Source organism: Chitinophaga oryzae, from assembly GCF_012516375.2.
Taxonomy (GTDB): Bacteria; Bacteroidota; Bacteroidia; order Chitinophagales; family Chitinophagaceae; genus Chitinophaga; species Chitinophaga oryzae.
The window spans coordinates 3516589-3528949 of sequence record NZ_CP051204.2 but is presented as its reverse complement, the minus strand read 5'-3'; the positions used below and the strand labels follow the sequence as shown (position 1 = coordinate 3528949).

14 protein-coding genes are annotated in these 12361 nt (G+C 52.6%); 8 read left to right on the top strand and 6 right to left on the bottom strand.

Annotation, left to right across the window (positions count from 1 at the left end; genetic code table 11):
- Position 1: 1 nt before the first annotated feature.
- The 6 genes from HF324_RS14735 to HF324_RS14710 form a co-directional block, all read right to left on the bottom strand.
- Complete coding sequence (locus tag HF324_RS14735; RefSeq protein WP_168860154.1) at positions 2-712, bottom strand: dioxygenase family protein; 711 nt, start codon at positions 710-712, stop codon at positions 2-4.
- An 86-nt stretch (positions 713-798) separates the two neighbouring features.
- The gene (locus tag HF324_RS14730) at positions 799-1500 is read right to left on the bottom strand and encodes a LytR/AlgR family response regulator transcription factor (protein WP_168803207.1); all 702 of its coding nucleotides are present in this window, start codon (positions 1498-1500) and stop codon (positions 799-801) included.
- 32 nt (positions 1501-1532) lie between these two features.
- Entirely contained in the window at positions 1533-2603 is a 1071-nt protein-coding gene (locus HF324_RS14725; RefSeq protein ID WP_168803206.1) for a sensor histidine kinase, read from the bottom strand.
- A 110-nt stretch (positions 2604-2713) separates the two neighbouring features.
- The gene (locus HF324_RS14720; protein WP_168860153.1) at positions 2714-3064 is read right to left on the bottom strand and encodes a VOC family protein; all 351 of its coding nucleotides are present in this window, start codon (positions 3062-3064) and stop codon (positions 2714-2716) included.
- Positions 3065-3136: 72 nt separating this feature from the next.
- The gene (locus HF324_RS14715; protein WP_168860152.1) at positions 3137-4597 is read right to left on the bottom strand and encodes a hypothetical protein; all 1461 of its coding nucleotides are present in this window, start codon (positions 4595-4597) and stop codon (positions 3137-3139) included.
- Positions 4594-4863 carry a hypothetical protein gene (locus tag HF324_RS14710; protein WP_168803203.1) on the bottom strand — a complete coding sequence of 90 codons (270 nt, stop codon included), beginning with the start codon at positions 4861-4863 and terminating at the stop codon, positions 4594-4596. Before HF324_RS14710 ends, HF324_RS14715 begins: the two co-directional genes overlap by 4 nt.
- Between HF324_RS14710 and HF324_RS14705 the strand changes: the two genes are divergently transcribed.
- The 8 genes from HF324_RS14705 to HF324_RS14670 all read left to right on the top strand — a co-directional run bounded on the left by HF324_RS14705 (position 4825) and on the right by HF324_RS14670 (position 12312).
- Entirely contained in the window at positions 4825-5964 is a 1140-nt protein-coding gene (locus tag HF324_RS14705) for a PepSY-associated TM helix domain-containing protein (protein ID WP_168860151.1), read from the top strand. The genes HF324_RS14710 and HF324_RS14705 overlap by 39 nt on opposite strands.
- Positions 5957-6136 (top strand): DUF4175 domain-containing protein, encoded by a 180-nt coding sequence (locus tag HF324_RS14700; protein WP_168803201.1) that lies wholly within the window; start codon positions 5957-5959, stop codon positions 6134-6136. The genes HF324_RS14705 and HF324_RS14700 overlap by 8 nt, the downstream gene beginning before the upstream one ends.
- A gap of 113 nt (positions 6137-6249) precedes the next feature.
- Positions 6250-7500, top strand: a complete 1251-nt coding sequence (locus tag HF324_RS14695; protein ID WP_168803200.1) for an MFS transporter — start codon at positions 6250-6252, stop codon at positions 7498-7500.
- A 29-nt stretch (positions 7501-7529) separates the two neighbouring features.
- Positions 7530-8267: a DUF2625 domain-containing protein gene (locus HF324_RS14690; RefSeq protein WP_168803199.1), complete on the top strand. Its 738-nt coding sequence runs from the start codon at positions 7530-7532 to the stop codon at positions 8265-8267.
- 151 nt (positions 8268-8418) lie between these two features.
- Positions 8419-8856 (top strand): lipocalin-like domain-containing protein, encoded by a 438-nt coding sequence (locus HF324_RS14685; protein WP_168803198.1) that lies wholly within the window; start codon positions 8419-8421, stop codon positions 8854-8856.
- A 39-nt stretch (positions 8857-8895) separates the two neighbouring features.
- Positions 8896-10422, top strand: coding sequence for an AMP-binding protein (locus tag HF324_RS14680; protein ID WP_168860150.1), 1527 nt, complete (start codon positions 8896-8898; stop codon positions 10420-10422).
- Between the two features lies 1 nt (position 10423).
- A complete protein-coding gene (locus tag HF324_RS14675) occupies positions 10424-11404 on the top strand; it encodes a beta-ketoacyl-ACP synthase 3 (protein ID WP_168803196.1) in 981 nt (326 codons plus the stop codon).
- Between the two features lie 20 nt (positions 11405-11424).
- The gene (locus HF324_RS14670) at positions 11425-12312 is read left to right on the top strand and encodes an MBL fold metallo-hydrolase (protein ID WP_168803195.1); all 888 of its coding nucleotides are present in this window, start codon (positions 11425-11427) and stop codon (positions 12310-12312) included.
- The last annotated feature ends 49 nt before the right edge of the window (positions 12313-12361 follow it).

Below are 12361 nucleotides of genomic sequence, written 5' to 3'. Positions count from 1 at the left end.
ATCATCTGATGTTGATAACGTGAGACAGGTTGTATCCCCCGCCGGCGGCAGGTGTTACCGTTGCCAGCTCGGTAGCCAGTGAGTCGTTGATGATAGTGTCGAGGTAATTGGTAGTGGGGTTTTGTCCGTGTAAGGCATATAACGGTGTACTATATACGGCGGCGTTGACAGCGTCAGGGAATGCAATCTGGGTGGTGAGGTACAGGGAAGTGCCGATGAAGACCTGCGCATGCAGGTGGGTACAACGGCCGGGGTACCATCCGGGATAGATAGACAGGAAATGTACCATGCCGTTGGCGTCGGTATACTGTAATCCGCGGCCAAACAGGCGTCCGATGTTGTTCTGCACGCCCAGGTAACCGTTGTTGATGTAACCGGAGTAGTAACCGTCTTTATCGCACTGCCAGATATCCACACGTGCGTTGGTCACAGGCGCGCAGCCCCTGCTCACGCTTTGCACTTTGATGTCGATATTGAGCGGCAGACCGGGTTTGTTGTCTGTGATGTTTACCCGGTTAATAATGGATCCGCGGCTGTTATACAACGGATACGGGCCGTCCATATCGGGATCTGTGAGGCGACAGGCAGCTTCGGCCTGGGCGCCGGAGGCAGCCGCTGCGGGTTCTGCAGTGTCCTTTTTACAGGCTTCCAGCAGCACAGGGGCAGAGATGGCTGTTACAGCCAGTGATCTGAGAAAATTTTTCCTTTCCATAAGATAAAAATTGTTTAGCTAAAGTTCAGCCAACACAATTTTTTTATCAAGCAGGTATCGGTAAAAGCGAAGGATGTACCGACGTATTATTTGCCGCTCCACTCCCGGATATCTTCGGCATAGGTGCTGCTGACCGGCAGGCTGATACCGGAATGCAGCAATACCCTGCGATAGGCGATGGCACAGATGCTGCGCACCGCCACAATATAGCTGCGGTGAATACGGCGGAAGCGGTCGTGCGGCAGCTTCTCCAGCACTTTCTTCAAAGGCATCAGCGTCAGCACCGGCCGGCCGCTCAGCAGATGAATGCGGATATAATCTTCCAGGCTTTCTATATATTCCACTTCATCCATCCATATCCTCACCTGTTTGTATTCTGCATATACGAAAAAAGATTCCGGCTCCCGCGGCGCTGCCACCGTGTGCCGGTAGTGGTACTGCGCCATTGTTTTCTGCATGGTACGGGAGAACCGCTCCAGGCTGATAGGCTTCAGCAGGTAGTCCAGCGCTTCCAGTTCAAATCCTTCATGTGCAAATCGTTTATGCGCAGTCGTGAAAATGACCATGGGTTTTTCTTCGAGGGAACGTACCAGGTCAATGCCGGTAATATCCGGCATGTTGATATCGATGAACAGCAGGTCTACCCGGCGGCAGCGAAGGAATTCAGCGCCGGACAGCGCATCGTCGAATGTCTGCAGCAGCTGCAGGGCGGGGAACTGCGCGGTGTAGGTCCTGATCAGCTCCAGCGCCAGCGGTTCATCATCTATGGCAATGGCTTTAATCTTCATACGGGCAAATGAAGTAAATGGTTTCGTACGGGTTAATCTGTCAATAATGTCAGTCTCACGATATATAGGTTGTTGTCTGTGGTGATATCCAGTATATGTTTCTGCGGGTACAGCAATGCCAGCCGTTGCCTTGTATTGGCAATCCCTACGCCGCAGCTGTTGGCAGGTGCGGGTTCACGGTAGATACGGTTACTGCAAAAAAAATCTATCTGATGGTCTTTCACATTCAGGCGGATAGTAACTGTCTCCGGCAGGTGTTTGCTGATGCCGTACTTAAATACATTTTCCACGAAAGTCATCAGTATCAACGGGCTGATCACCTTGCGCTCCATCTCGCCGGATACCTGGTAATCCACCGTTCCCGGCCGGAGGCGGAGCTGCTGCAGTGCGATGTAGTCGCGGATACAGGCTTCTTCCTGCGGCAGCGGCACGTAATCGGCGATCACATCGTCCGTAATGTAACGCATAATATTCGATAAGCGCAGAATACTGTCCGCAGTGTAATTATTTTTTGTGAGCGCCAGGGTATAAATATTGTTGAGCGTATTATACAGGAAATGCGGATGCACCTGCGCTTTGAGGAAAGACAATTCCGCCCGGATCTTCTCCCTTTCCGCGGTGAGCGCCCGCTGTTCGGTCAGCTGCCAGCGCTGCGTGGTGGTAATGGCTGCGCCCAGCGCCATGATCATAAAAAAGATAAAGAGACTGGTAATATCTATCACCGGCGGCACATACACCCACTCCGCTCCTGCCGGCATCACTGCCCATTTCTGCCGCAGCAGCCGGTCGAACGGTTGCAGTAAGAAGATACCGGCACAAAGCAGCAGGGCCATGGCGGCATAGCTAATATATCTGCCCGGAATAAAAAATCCGGGCATCAGATAATAACGATTAAAGTAGAACAGACAGATGTAACAGCTGCAGAACAGCCAATAACTATAATGGGTGGCAGGCGCTATCAATTCAGTATACCCTTTCCCGTTAGACATGAACAACAACGGGAATATCATAAACAGCAGACAACAGACGATGTGAATGCAGATTTGAGGGGCTTTCCAGGATAGCATATGCAAATTAAGGGAGGCGGCCGGGTTATTTTTCATAAGTATCGATGAAACGGAGGTATGTACCGATCTGTGGATGAAGATATAAAAACCGCCCCCATCCACAAAAAAGGCTGTAAGCGCTTGACTTACAGCCTTTTCTATATTACTTAATGCGCCCAGACCGCCAGTTCGTAGCCGTTCGGGTCCGAGAAATGGAAGCGCCGGCCACCGGGGAAACTGAAGATGTCCTGCACTATCTTACCACCCGCCGCTTTGACTTTCTGCTGCGTAGCTTCCAGGTCGTCGGAGTAAAGAATGACCATCACGGTCCCTTTTACCGGTTTACCGGTGGTGAAACCGCCGTCCACATAGTCGCCTTCAAAAGCCGTATAGTCCGGGCCGTAGTCGGTGAATTTCCAGCCAAAACTTTTACTGTAAAATTCCTTTGTACGTTCAAGGTCTTCTGAGAGGAACTCAAGGTATTGTACCTGTTCGTGTTTTAATTTCTGCTGTGCCATGGATGGAATACTTTTTACAAAGGTACGTAAGGAAGGCGCCGGGCTGTTTGGAAAAAAACGACAAAAATGCCATTACAGGTTATGGATAAACGCCACCATCACGGCGGCGGTCATCCGCGAGGCGGGCACCATTCCCCGCTCGCCTGTCAGCAGGTTGTTTTCCTGCGGATGATCGAAATTAATGAACTGTTCATAGCTGCCCGTGCGTCCATATCCCAGGAACAGGCCGGTCCGCAGGTTGTATTTGCTCCGCTTTATGTTAACGCCCAGCTGACAGTAATAGTTATCCCATGTGGCGGTATTCGGTGCGGTGCCGTCCGTGTAGGTCCTTTCCCCGTAGTTGAAATCCGTTCTCAGGGAACAGAAGCCCGTTAACTGCGGCTTTATCCGGTAACTTACGCCTACCGCCACATTGAAGACAGCCTTGCGGGCTTCCCGCATTTTCAGCAGTTCTGATGCGCGGATGATGCTGTTGCCGGTGTCCGGCCGCACAAAGAGGTCGCTGGTGGGCGCGAGGATCGTGTATTCCTTTACTTTCAGGAAGTACTCGGCCGCCACATAGAACTGACCTTTACTGTAGTCGTACGCATAACCTGCCGCCACGCTGAGCGGTGTTTTGTACCGGGTATCCAGTTTGGTTTGCCGGGTGCTGGCCAGCAGGTTCAACGGTTCGTCAACAATGAAGTGTACGTTGGATATCGCGTTGTCGCTGAGCAGCCGGCCTCTCCCCCATGCATGTATCAGCGGGGAAGACAGCAGGAGGCCCAGGTGATGCTTACCGGTCTCATAACTCAGCCCCGCCCGCAGCTTAAAGCCGAAGTGCGTATAGTCGACCTGGTATTTCCCTTCGTTGCTGGTAATAGGCAGCGTAGGCTGGTTACTGTTGACCAGCGCGCGGGAGAGGAAGTTTTCGCTGTAATGCTGGGAACGGGACTGTCCTTCCGCCATAAAGCCGATGGCCCAGTGCCTGTCCAGCCTGAACCCTGTGCTGATAAGCGCGGAGGCATCTCTCGTAATATTCTGCAGGTTGTACTGTCCGAGATAATATTCAGGGCCGGGGCTGTAGCTGTCGTTCAGCACATTCATCCGGGCGTCCTGCTGCTGGGTAACGTTATAGTTAATGACCGCATTGTGGGTGAGCGCATACGCGAGGAATACCGGCTTCCTACGGCCCACCTTCACCGTGCCTGTCAGCATCTGCGGTACGCTGGCCGATATCAGCGAATGCAGGTTTTTCCCTGTTCCGGCGCCGTTCTTAATGTTGATCGATTCTACCTGGTATATCATCCCTGATACAGAGATGGCATTTTTCCCGGAGAGAGGCTGCAGGGCGGGGTTATAAAACAGTACGCCGCTGTCTTTGTTGTTAGCCACTACGGCGCCCGGAGAAAAGAAACCGCCGGCGCCGAAATTACCGGACCAGTAGTTGGCATCCTGCGCCTGCGCCAATCGTGTTAACGGAAGAAATATCAAACACAGCAAGCCGCTGCGCCATGTCCTGTTTTGCAACATCCATAGTAACAATCTTATCAAAGCGTTTTCATTTTAGTACGATAGCAATGGTTTTTCTGGTTGATTCCCGAAGATCTCTCACGATCCTTTTCTGCCGGGGTTTTCCGGGCAACAGTTCTCTTTTCAAGATACTTAATTTTCCCGATTGGATAAATTATTTTCCCAATCCCGTTACCATCGCCGCTGATTTCAGCTGCATTTTTGCCGCGCATCATTCCGGGTCCTTCAAACCTGACAATTAATACTGCATGGATATTAAAACCGCCAAACGATGGTTCAACTGGCATAAATGGAGCAGCCTTATTTGTACGCTGTTCCTGCTGATGCTGTGTGTAACCGGTTTACCGCTCATCTTCCACGAGGAGCTGGACAAAGTACTGGAAAAACAGGTGGTGGCCGATATACCGCCGGGCGCGCGGCCGTTGCCGCTCGATTCACTGGCCATGGCGGCTTCCGCACAGTATCCGGGCAATCACATCCGTTATATTTTCTGGGATGAAGAAGACCGTAACAAAGTGATCTTTGACCTGGCGCCTGCGCCGGACGCGCCGCCGGAGCAAAGCAGGTATGCGATGCTGAACCTGTACACCGGCAAGGTGCTGGACAAGCCTACTACCGACGGACTGATGGATGTGGTCCTGAAGATCCATACCAATATGTTCCTGGGCATTGGCGGTAAGCTGTTCCTGGGGCTGATGGGCCTTCTCTTTATGGCAGCCATTGTTTCCGGGACCGTGTTGTATGGCCGTATTATGAAGAAATACGATTTCGGCATGGTGCGCAAATACAAATCCAAACGGCTGCAATGGCTGGACACGCACAACCTGCTGGGCATCATCACTCTTGCCTGGGCCAGCGTGGTGGGCCTAACCGGCATCATCAACACCATGTCCGATGTGGTACTGTTCATGTGGCAGCAGGGGCAGTTAAAGGAGATGGTGGCGCCCTATGAAAAGCAGCCGCCCTATGAGGGCAAACTGGCGTCACTGGACAGCGCCCTGGTAGTGGCGCAGGCCGCGGCGCCGGATATGGAGCCGCGCATTATTACCTATCCGGGAACGATGTTTTCCAGCAAACACCATTATGCCGTGTTCATGAGAGGCAATACAGCACTCACTTCCCGGCTACTGTCGCCCGCGCTGGTAGATGCGCAGACCGGCCGGCTCACCGATCACCGGCAGATGCCGTGGTATGTGAATACGCTGTTCCTGTCGGAACCGTTGCATTTCGGCGATTATGGCGGTATGCCGCTGAAAGTGATCTGGGCGTTGTTTGACCTGGCCACCATCATTATTCTTATCACCGGCCTGTATTTGTGGTTCGAGCGCAGAAATGCGGCGAGGCTGCAATGGAGCAGGCTCGAAAAAACAGCAGCAGAAAATGAATAGCTTTTCCAGATTATGGTCCCGGCCTATCCTGTTGGCCGTTCTGTCCCTTGCCGGACTGATAGCCGCGCTGGTGGGCGATGGTATCTGGGATATCTTCTCCTGGATAGCGTTGGGCATACCGGTAGCACTGATGGTACGGTATTGGTTTTACCCAACGGGAACAAAAGAATAAACCTGCCACTATGGCCCGCGCGCCCGTCTATTCAATAAATCCATTGAATAGACGGGCGCTTTTAATATCTTTGCCGGGCTGAAGCCGGAGTTCCCGGCGACAGCGCCGGACATATGACGGACATCAAATTAGGATTAAAGGAAAACTGGCAGCAGTTCACCCTGCTGGTACTGGTCAATATGCTGGTAGGCGGCATGGTGGGCCTGGAGCGGACAGTCGTGCCGCTGGTAGGCACAGAAGAGTTCAGGATAGGCTCGGACATTGTGGTGTTCTCCTTCATCATCGCCTTTGGCGTCGTAAAAGCTTTTACCAATCTCATCTCCGGCGTGCTGGCAGATAAGTATACCCGCAAGCGGGTGCTCATCGCCGGCTGGCTGGTGGGCCTGCCGGTGCCTTTCCTGCTGGCCTGGGCACCGTCGTGGAACTGGATCATCGTCGCCAATGTGCTACTGGGCATGAGCCAGGGACTAGCCTGGTCCATGACCGTAAATATGAAGATAGACCTTGTCGGCCCTAAAAAACGGGGCCTCGCCATGGGACTCAACGAGGCGGCCGGTTACGGTGCCGTGGGACTGACCGCTTTGCTGACGGGTTACCTGGCCTCCCGCTACGGGCTGAGGCCCGCTCCTTTCTACATCGGTATTTTTTATACTGTCGCCGGGCTGATACTGTCAGTACTGGTGATCAGGGACACGCGGCAGCACGCCCGGCTGGAATCCGCGCAGGTAACGCAGCAACAGCTGGCCGGAGAAAAATTTCACAAGCCTGATTTGTTATGGGTATTCCGCGAAACATCGCTCAAAAACCGTAACCTCTTTGCCGTTTCCCAGGCGGGGCTGATCAATAACCTGAACGATGGCATGTCGTGGGGCGTTTTTCCGCTATTGTTCATCGCGGCGGGCGTGGGACTGGAAGGCGTAGGCTGGATAAAAGCCGTGTATCCGTTCGTGTGGGGCTTCGGACAGGTGATCACCGGTCCGCTGGCAGACAGGATCGGCCGCAAGCCGCTGATTGTATGGGGCATGTTTGTACAGGCCATCGGCCATGTGGTGATCGGTCTTTCGTTATTCCCGCCGCTGACATCCGGATTAGTGGGTTCTGTTTTACTGGGCATCGGTACCGCAATGGTATATCCCGCTTTACTGGCAGCCGTCAGCGACGCGGCGCATCCTTCCTGGCGGGCTTCCTCGCTGGGCGTCTATCGCTTCTGGCGGGATATCGGTTATGCCGTGGGCGCGCTTATGGCAGGTATTGTGGCCAGCTTCTTCGGACTGATATGGGCGGTGCATATTGCCGGTATCATCACCTTTTTATCCGGTGTGGCGGTATTGATCAACATGAAAGAAAATACTCCCCGGTTATAATTCCAGATTGATTTATTTTTGCGCCTGTTATGCACGACCATCATTTACAACTGCTCGGCGTCAATCGTTTGTTGACCGTTGTTCAGACGCCTAAGAAATCCCTCGGAGATTTAATCAACACACAGGAACCCGGCTGGGAGCTGGTCACCTCCTGGATCGGCGACGCCACCCATAAAGTAACGGTCTTACCCGCTACCGAAAGTAAAGCGAAAGAAACGCTGTATGCCACACAGGTCACCACGCGTTCGCCCATGGGCGCTATTATATTCAACAGTGGCGGCATATTGGTAGATCATGGCTGGATAAGGATCTTAGGGTCCGGGCATAACACATTCAACAGAACATTGCATTCCTGGAATATCAACAAAACAATCTTCGACGAAGGCAACGCAGGATTCCTGCTGGTGGCGGACGACGCAGCCGGCGGGTTCTTTGCCATCAACAGCGGAGGGCTCGGCGAAGACATGGGCAAAGTATACTACTTCGATCCGGCAGCCATGGCATGGGAAGCGCTGGACATCTCCTATTCGGAGTTCCTGCTGTTTTGTTTTGAGGGCGACCTCGGGGATTTTTATCGTGACCTTCGCTGGAGCAACTGGGAACAGGAAGTAAGCATGCTGGATGGTAACGAAGTTTTTAGTTTCTATCCTATGCTCTGGACAAAAGAGGGCAAAGACATCAACAGCGTCCACAGGGCCAAAGTACCGGTGGAAGAACATTACGGTTTTACTACTGATATGCTGCGACAGCTGGATGGCGCAAAATAACGCCGGCAAATACAAAATAAATTTTTATTACGCCACTTGTAAATTCAAATCAGTAATCTTACTTTAGTAAAAATAACAACGGTAGTGCACAACTGAATCCTATAGAAAACCTTTTGCGTTACCACATATTTACACCCTCAAACATAACCATATGAAAACCTTCATTGGCAAACACCTTATTGGTGCATGGCGCCTGATCAGCTGCACAGACGAAGACCAGCAGGGCAACACTCTTCAATTTTTCGGCGACTCCCCTACCGGCATGCTTATCTATGATGATAAGGGTAACATGAGCGTTCAGATGATGAAGCCGGAGAGAAATTTATTTGCTTCCGTCGCAGCAGGCACAGGCACGCCCGAAGAAACCTACGAGGCGTTCCATGGCTACAATGCCTATTATGGCCGTTATGCCGAAGAAACTCCCGGCGAAATCCTGCATGAGGTCGAAGGAAGCCTTTTTCCCAACTATATCGGTATCCGGTTTGTCAGGTATGCAGAACTACGCGGCGATGAACTGATACTGGTGACGCCGCCAATGCCCGTCAAAGACCGGCAGCTGGTGTTCCGGCTTGTCTGGAAGCGGATCTGACAATGAAAATATCTCTTCTCTCAAAATAACCATTTTGTCATGTTTTATAGTCTTGCGGAAACCATGCTTTCTGCCCTGCACCGGCATGCCCATCCCGCCCAGATTGTCTGCAAAGGTGAATCCGTCAGCGCTCACCGGCTGACCCGGCAAGTTCAGGAACTGGCAGGCGCATTCAGCGGCATAGCGCCGGAACAAAGGGCGCTGTTATTATTAAAAGACAAACCTGCCTTTCATTACATTTTTCTCGCATTAGCGACTGTCGGTATTGTACCGGTACCCGTTAACCCCAGGGTAGATCTGCCAACGCTGGAGCATATCCTGCTTGACAGCCGTGCAGTGATGATCATCGTCGACCCGGACGAACTGGAACGGGTAAAACCGGCACTGGCGGTCTCTCCTTTCCTGTCGCCCGACCTGATTTTCACCGACGACCCTGCAGCGCAGCATTCCGTTTTTTCCTTACCGGCAGCAACCGCACCTGCCTACTATTACCGCAAACCGAACAGCATTGCTTTCTGGCAATATACTTCGGGCACCACCGGAAAACCCAAAGCAGTGCAACACAGCCAGGAAGCCATGCTGGCCGCCACCAGGCATTTCGCTGTAGAGACGCTTGGTATTGGCCCGCAGGACAGGATCTATTCCGTTCCGAAGATGTTTTTCGGGTATGGCCTGGGCAACAGCTTTTTCTTTCCGCTACTGACGGGAGCCGGCGTGTTACTGGACGATGCCTGGCCCACGATAGACAACATCGCAGCGAATATACACCACTACCGCCCTACCGTATTTTTCGGCGTGCCTAAAGTATATGCCATGCTGCTAAAACAACGTCCGGCTGGCTTGGTGGAAGCATTGCAGCATGTCAGGATCTTTTTTTCTGCCGGATCAACCTTACCCGCAAGCCTGTACGAAGAATGGAAAGCCTTTACCGGAAAACCCATATTAGACGGCATCGGCAGCACGGAAACAGGACATGTATTCCTGAGTAATTCACCGGCAAGCCATACCGCAGGCAGCACCGGCAAACCGGTATCCGGCTATCAGCTACGGTTGGAATACGCAGGAGAACCGCTGAGCGACAGGTTACAGGTAGGCGAGCTATGCGTACGCTCTCCTTACGCGCTGGCAGGTTACTGGGAAGATCCGGTGCGGACCAACCAGAAGTTCCGCGACGGATGGTATTATACCGGCGATCTTTTTAGTATGGAAACAAATGGTACCTACACCTACTTCGGCCGCAAAGACGAGCTGTTCAAATCCAACGGCAGGTGGGTAAATCCACTGGCGTTTGAATCAGCCCTTCTGAATGCCGTCAGCGATGTGGAGGAATGTGTACTGCTAGACCTTCCCGACGATGAAAACCTCACCTGCACGTTGCTGTTGCTCGTTGGAAAAGCAGATACCCGGGACACCGTCACACAATTTATCAACGAATGCACCGAAAGCCATTACCGGCCCAGAGAAATGCTTTACCTGCCGGAACTGCCGCGCAACGCCAATGGAAAATTGTCCCGCACCGAATTAAGAACACACTATCAACTACACTTTCAACCGAAAAAAAACTAACATGGCCATCACCATCACCGGGGCCGGACATTTCCTGCCCGAGCCGGTAATTGATAATAAAATGATCGTCAGCCGTATCAACACCACTGAAGATTTTATTCTCTCCCGCACGGGAGTGGTTACACGAAGACATCTTGCCCGCGAAAAAGGGCTTAGCTCCCTGCTTGTACCCGCCTGTCTGCGGGCCATAGAACACGCGGGACTACAGGCAACGGATATTGATATGCTGATCGTGAATACGCTCAGCCCCGATCATCACGATCCGTCGGAAGCCTGCTTTATACAGCCTATGCTGGGACTGCGGCATGTTCCCGTCTTTGACATACGGGCGCAGTGTTCCGGATTGCTTTACGGAATGGAACTGGCGCGCAACCTGCTTACTTCCGGTGTTTACAAGCACATCCTGGTAGCCTGCGGAGAAGTACTTTCCAAAAGGATGGACACTTCCGATGACGGCAGAAACCTCTCAATCCTGCTGGGCGACGGTGCCGGCGCAGTCGTACTCAGTAACAGTCCCGCTCAGACAAGTGGTATCATCGACCTGATGATCAAAGCAGATGGCAGCTGCTTCGAACTGTTATGGACCGCTGCGCCAGGCACTGCACAATCCAGCTATACCGACAGTACCGCCATACCTCACTTCAGGATGAACGGCAAGCCCATGTTTGAAAACGCTACGCAGCGTTTGTGTGAAATAGCACAGGAAATACTGGAACGCAACGGGCTTAAAATCGATGATATCGATATTGTGTTACCGCACCAGCCCAACCTGCGCATACTCGAAGCAGTAAGGGAAAAGCTGTCCGTTCCTCCACAGAAGTTTGTTACAAACGTAGAACGCTATGGCAATATGGCTTCAGCCTCCCTCGCTGTCACCATGAGCGAATATGTCCGGGAAAACCATCCCTGCCCCGGCGCCCTCGCGCTGGTACTGACTTACGGCTCCGGCGCCACCTGGGGAGCTATGTTATATCGATTCTGAACCTCTAAAACCCGGTAATTATGTGGATATACGAACCCGGTAAAGTAACCAGCGACCTCTATCTGCTGGGCAGAAAAGAAGTCCCGCTGTACCTGTTGAAATGCGGGCCGGAATGGCTGCTGGTGGATGGCGGCATGTTGCGCGAGCAGGAGCTCGTCCTCTCCCAGCTCAAAGCCATCGTTCCTGATCTTTCCGATATCAGGCATTGGTTTATTACCCATTCTCATTTTGATCACTGCGGACTGCTGGCCACATTGCTGCCGGAAGCCCGGATATACGCTGCGGAAACAGCCATCCGGAATTTCATGACCCCAAAATACAGGACCTCCCTCTACAGGCTCCAGCGCAGTTTCCTTCCCGGACCACCGTCGGAACAGGCAGACAACCCCTATGATGCTTTAGCCTCCGGGGACTTCCTCGCTGTAGGTGAAGGAGACCAGCTGACCATCGGAGACCATACCTTCACGGTGATGGCCACTCCCGGCCACAGTGAGTGTTCGCTCTCCCTCTACAGCGACCATCAGTATTTATTTGCGGCGGACGCTTTCGGGGAAATGCTGCGGCCGGACGACTGGTTCCCGCTGCCTTTTCAGAGTCCGCCCCAATACCTGCAAAGCATCGAACGACTGGGACAACTGCCTGTTTCCCTGGTAACCGCAGGACATCATGGCCTGCTGACAGATGAACATGCACAACAGCTGGCCGGCCATAGCCTGCTTACCCACCAGCGCTACATTCGCTACTTCGAAACAATGTTGCATCAACACGGGCTGGAAGAAGCATCGCGGCTTGTCACGGAGAAATACAGTTACAACAGCAGCACCTTTTTCTCCGTAAGGATGCACCAGGCCAGCGTCCGGAACGTTATCACCATTTTGCAGGAAACAGGGTATATCAGACCCGTATGATACGATACAAAAACAAACAGGCTTATAAGCACGTGACTTATAAGCCTGT

What these genes read in the sequence shown, in the direction of transcription:
- HF324_RS14670 (WP_168803195.1), top strand. Translation starts at nt 11,425, where the DNA reads ATGTGGATATACGAACCCGGTAAAGTAACCAGCGACCTCTATCTGCTG.
- HF324_RS14700 (WP_168803201.1), top strand. Translation starts at nt 5,957, where the DNA reads ATGAATAGCTTTTCCAGATTATGGTCCCGGCCTATCCTGTTGGCCGTT.
- HF324_RS14680 (WP_168860150.1), top strand. Translation starts at nt 8,896, where the DNA reads ATGTTTTATAGTCTTGCGGAAACCATGCTTTCTGCCCTGCACCGGCAT.
- HF324_RS14730 (WP_168803207.1), bottom strand. Translation starts at nt 1,500, where the DNA reads ATGAAGATTAAAGCCATTGCCATAGATGATGAACCGCTGGCGCTGGAG.
- HF324_RS14695 (WP_168803200.1), top strand. Translation starts at nt 6,250, where the DNA reads ATGACGGACATCAAATTAGGATTAAAGGAAAACTGGCAGCAGTTCACC.
- HF324_RS14725 (WP_168803206.1), bottom strand. Translation starts at nt 2,603, where the DNA reads ATGAAAAATAACCCGGCCGCCTCCCTTAATTTGCATATGCTATCCTGG.
- HF324_RS14705 (WP_168860151.1), top strand. Translation starts at nt 4,825, where the DNA reads ATGGATATTAAAACCGCCAAACGATGGTTCAACTGGCATAAATGGAGC.
- HF324_RS14710 (WP_168803203.1), bottom strand. Translation starts at nt 4,863, where the DNA reads ATGCCAGTTGAACCATCGTTTGGCGGTTTTAATATCCATGCAGTATTA.
- HF324_RS14720 (WP_168860153.1), bottom strand. Translation starts at nt 3,064, where the DNA reads ATGGCACAGCAGAAATTAAAACACGAACAGGTACAATACCTTGAGTTC.
- HF324_RS14735 (WP_168860154.1), bottom strand. Translation starts at nt 712, where the DNA reads ATGGAAAGGAAAAATTTTCTCAGATCACTGGCTGTAACAGCCATCTCT.
- HF324_RS14690 (WP_168803199.1), top strand. Translation starts at nt 7,530, where the DNA reads ATGCACGACCATCATTTACAACTGCTCGGCGTCAATCGTTTGTTGACC.
- HF324_RS14675 (WP_168803196.1), top strand. Translation starts at nt 10,424, where the DNA reads ATGGCCATCACCATCACCGGGGCCGGACATTTCCTGCCCGAGCCGGTA.
- HF324_RS14685 (WP_168803198.1), top strand. Translation starts at nt 8,419, where the DNA reads ATGAAAACCTTCATTGGCAAACACCTTATTGGTGCATGGCGCCTGATC.